This is a genomic window from Stenotrophomonas sp. PS02289, from assembly GCF_029960115.1.
In the GTDB taxonomy this organism is placed as follows: Bacteria; Pseudomonadota; Gammaproteobacteria; order Xanthomonadales; family Xanthomonadaceae; genus Stenotrophomonas.
Genome location: NZ_JASCOZ010000288.1, coordinates 1 through 2,952 on the forward strand (window position 1 = coordinate 1; position 2,952 = coordinate 2,952).

The window sequence follows — 2,952 nt, forward strand, 5'->3', positions numbered from 1 at the left end:
GCCCAGGCGGTCCCAAGGCCGGCCAACGGCCGGCGCTACCAGCAGCACCACCGCGGTCGCCCGCGCTCTCGGGCCACCGGCCACACCCAAGCGAGATCGCATGACCGACACCTCCCGCATCCCCGAAGCCTGTGACCTGCTGATCGAAGCCGGATACGTGGTCCCGATCGAGCCGCATGCGGTGGTGCTGGAAGACCATGCCGTGGCGGTACGTGGCAGCGAGATCATCGCCATTCTGCCGCGTGCCGAAGCCCGTGCCCGCTTCGCCCCGAAGGAGACCGTGTCGCGCCCGGACGCGGCGCTGATGCCGGGCCTGGTCAATGCGCATACCCACAACCCGATGACCCTGCTGCGCGGCGTCGCTGACGACCTGCCGCTGATGGTATGGCTGCAGCAGCACATCTGGCCGGTGGAAGCGGCGGTGATCGGGCCGGAGTTCGTCGCCGACGGCACCACGCTGGCCATTGCCGAAATGCTGCGCGGTGGTACCACCTGCGCCAACGAAAACTACTTCTTCGCCGACGTCCAGGCCGCCGTGTACAAGCAGCACGGATTCCGCGCGCTGGTCGGTGCCGTGGTGATCGATTTCCCCACCGCCTGGGCGAAGACCGATGACGAGTACTTCGCCAAGGCCGGTGACCTGCACGACCAATGGCGCGGCGATCCGCTGATCGGCACCTCGTTCGCACCGCACGCGCCGTACACCGTCAGCGATGCCAACTTTGAACGCGTGCGCATGCTGTCCGACCAGCTGGACATGCAGGTGCACCTGCACACCCATGAAACCGCGCAGGAAGTCAGCGACTCGATCAAGCTGCACGGGCAGCGCCCGCTGGCGCGCCTGGACCGCCTCGGCCTGGTCAACGACCGCCTGATCGCGGTGCACATGACCCAGCTGACGGAAGCGGAAATCCACCTGTGCGCCGAGCGCGGCGTCAGCGTGGTGCACTGCCCGGAATCCAATCTGAAACTGGCGTCGGGCTTCTGCCCGGCCTGCGCGCTGCAGCGCGCCGGGGTCAACCTGGCCATCGGTACCGATGGCTGCGCCAGCAACAACGACCTGGACATGTTCAGCGAGAACCGCACTGCGGCCATTCTCGCCAAGGCCGTGGCCAACGACGCCACCGCGCTGGATGCCGCCACCACGTTGCGTGCGGCCACCCTGGGCGGCGCGCGCGCATTGGGCTTTGGCGACCGCATCGGTTCCATCGAGGTGGGCAAGCAGGCCGACCTGGTCTGCGTGGACCTGTCCGCGCTGGAAACCCAGCCGCTGCACCATGTGCTGTCGCAGCTGGTGTATGCCGCCGGTCGCCACCAGGTCAGCGATGTCTGGATCGCCGGTCAGCCCAAGCTGGTCCAGCGCGAGCTGGTCGGCATGGACACCGCGGCCATCGTGGCCAATGCGCGCCAGTGGCGCGAGCGTATTCGACACATCCGTGCGTGATTGTGGCGCACCGATCCAAGCAGGTAACCCCATGAACAGCCCCCACGCTTCCACCAATTTCGATCAGGCCGAACTGGACAAGTTCGCCGCGCTGGCCAACCGCTGGTGGGACGCCGACGGCCCGCAGAAGCCGCTGCACGCGCTCAACCCGGTGCGGCTGAAGTACGTCGCCGATCGCGCCCCGCTGCGCGGTGCGCGCGTGCTCGATATCGGCTGCGGCGGTGGTCTGCTCAGCGAAGCGCTGGCCCAGGCCGGCGCGGACGTGACCGCCATCGACCTGGCTCCCGAGCTGGTCAAGGTTGCGCGCCTGCACGGACTGGAGTCCGGGGTGAAGGTGGACTACCGCGTGCAGGCCGCCGAAGATCTGGCCGCGGAACAGCCGGGCAGTTTCGACGTGGTGACCTGCATGGAAATGCTGGAGCACGTGCCGGACCCGGGCGCGATCATCGCCGCCTGTCACCGCCTGCTGAAGCCCGGCGGGCAGCTGTTCCTGTCGACGATCAACCGCACCCCGGCCGCGTTTGCGGTGGCCATTGTCGGTGCCGAGTACGTGGCGCGGCTGCTGCCCAAGGGCACGCACCACTACCAGGAATTCATCAAGCCGGCCGAGCTGGGCAAGTGGCTGCGCGAAGCCGATTTCAACCTGCGCGACGTCAGCGGCATGGCCTACGAGCCGTGGCGCAACCGCGCGCGTCTGAGTTCGCGCACCGACATCAATTACCTGGCCCATGCGGTCAAGCCGGAAGACAGTGTCGGTGGCTGAGACAGGTTTTCCCAGGGCGGTGCTGTTCGACCTGGACGGCACCCTGCTCGACAGCGCGCCGGACATGCTGGCCACTGCCAACGCGATGCTGGCCGCGCGTGAGCGTGCACCGATCACGTTGGACGTGCTGCGCCCGGTGGTGTCCAAGGGATCGCGGGCGATGGTCTCGGTGGCCTTTCCCGAGCTGGATGCGGCGGCGCGTGACGCGCTGATTCCCGAGTTCCTGCAGCGCTATGAAGCCCTGATCGGCCAGCACGCGGTGTTGTTCGACGGCATCGACGGCATGCTGGAGGCACTGGAAGCGGCGGGTACCCGCTGGGGCATCGTCACCAACAAGCCCGAATACCTGGCGCAGTTGATCGTGCCGCAGCTGGGCTGGCAGCAGCGCTGCCAAGTGCTGATCGGTGGTGACACCCTGGCCGAGCGCAAGCCGCACCCGTTGCCGCTGCTGGAGGCCGCGCGCCGGATGGGCATCGAGCCGGCCACCTGCGTCTATGTCGGCGACGACGAGCGCGACATTCTGGCCGCGCAGGCGGCCGGCATGCCGTCCGTGGCCGCGTTGTGGGGGTATCGTCTGGACGACGACAATCCGCTGGCGTGGGGCGCGGAGGTGATGGTGGAAACGCCGTCGCAGCTGCATACCCCGTGCGCATGGCCGGGCACTACCGGATAATCGATCCCCGGTAGCGCCGGCCGTTGGCCGGCCTCGACCCGCCTTCACCGTTCATGAGGGCCGGCCAACGGC

General features: G+C 68.1%; 3 protein-coding genes. All 3 read left to right on the plus strand.

The features are described 5' to 3' along the window. The first annotated feature begins 100 nt into the window (after window positions 1–100). From QMX83_RS21005 to QMX83_RS21015, 3 genes are read left to right on the plus strand one after another with little or no spacing between them, the layout of a single operon-like run. Window positions 101–1,444, plus strand: a complete 1,344-nt coding sequence (locus QMX83_RS21005; RefSeq protein WP_282298563.1) for a TRZ/ATZ family hydrolase — start codon at window positions 101–103, stop codon at window positions 1,442–1,444. A 31-nt stretch (window positions 1,445–1,475) separates the two neighbouring features. Beyond that, on the plus strand, window positions 1,476–2,207 hold the full coding sequence (ubiG, locus tag QMX83_RS21010) for a bifunctional 2-polyprenyl-6-hydroxyphenol methylase/3-demethylubiquinol 3-O-methyltransferase UbiG (RefSeq protein WP_282298564.1): 732 nt from the start codon (window positions 1,476–1,478) through the stop codon (window positions 2,205–2,207). Further along, window positions 2,173–2,880 (plus strand): phosphoglycolate phosphatase, encoded by a 708-nt coding sequence (locus QMX83_RS21015; RefSeq protein ID WP_282298565.1) that lies wholly within the window; start codon window positions 2,173–2,175, stop codon window positions 2,878–2,880. The genes ubiG and QMX83_RS21015 overlap by 35 nt, the downstream gene beginning before the upstream one ends. The last annotated feature ends 72 nt before the right edge of the window (window positions 2,881–2,952 follow it).

What these genes read in the sequence shown, in the direction of transcription:
- QMX83_RS21005 (WP_282298563.1), top strand. Translation starts at nt 101, where the DNA reads ATGACCGACACCTCCCGCATCCCCGAAGCCTGTGACCTGCTGATCGAA.
- ubiG (WP_282298564.1), top strand. Translation starts at nt 1,476, where the DNA reads ATGAACAGCCCCCACGCTTCCACCAATTTCGATCAGGCCGAACTGGAC.
- QMX83_RS21015 (WP_282298565.1), top strand. Translation starts at nt 2,173, where the DNA reads ATGCGGTCAAGCCGGAAGACAGTGTCGGTGGCTGAGACAGGTTTTCCC.